1 protein-coding gene is annotated in these 568 nt (G+C 50.9%); it reads right to left on the reverse strand.

Translation table 11 applies throughout. The features are described from left to right. Positions 1–311: 311 nt before the first annotated feature. On the reverse strand, positions 312–431 hold the full coding sequence (locus ABD353_RS40005) for a colicin release lysis protein (RefSeq protein WP_099722053.1): 120 nt from the start codon (positions 429–431) through the stop codon (positions 312–314). Between the last annotated feature and the right edge of the window lie 137 nt (positions 432–568).

Raw genomic sequence — 568 nt, forward strand, 5'->3', positions numbered from 1 at the left:
GTAACTGTTCACTTGAGTCCAACCCGGAAAAGCACGCAAAACGCCACTGGCAGCAGCCATTGGTAACTGGGAGTTCGCAGAGGATTTGTTTAGCTAAACACGCGGTTGCTCTTGAAGTGTGCGCCAAAGTCCGGCTACACTGGAAGGACAGATTTGGTTGCTGTGCTCTGCGAAAGCCAGTTACCACGGTTAAGCAGTTCCCCAACTGACTTAACCTTCGATCAAACCACCTCCCCAGGTGGTTTTTTCGTTTACAGGGCAAAAGATTACGCGCAGAAAAAAAGGATCTCAAGAAGATCCTTTGATCTTTTCTACTGAACCGCGATCCCCGTCAGTTCAGAGGAGGACGATGGTGCCACCGTTCCACCCTGAACATCCCGGATATAGTTTGCCTGACATGCGACCAGAAGAAAGCCTAAAAAAATCAATATGGGGGAACCGCAGAATTCGGAAAAAATCGTACGCTAAGGTTTTCCGGGCATCCGTAAGGGCCGAAACTTCCCGTCTTCCAGTCTGCGGCTCTGCCGCCAGACGTAATCGCCGGTTAGGTTGATGTGCTCCCAGCCCA

It is taken from the genome of Kitasatospora arboriphila, assembly GCF_039528095.1.
In the GTDB taxonomy this organism is placed as follows: domain Bacteria; phylum Actinomycetota; class Actinomycetes; order Streptomycetales; family Streptomycetaceae; genus Kitasatospora; species Kitasatospora arboriphila.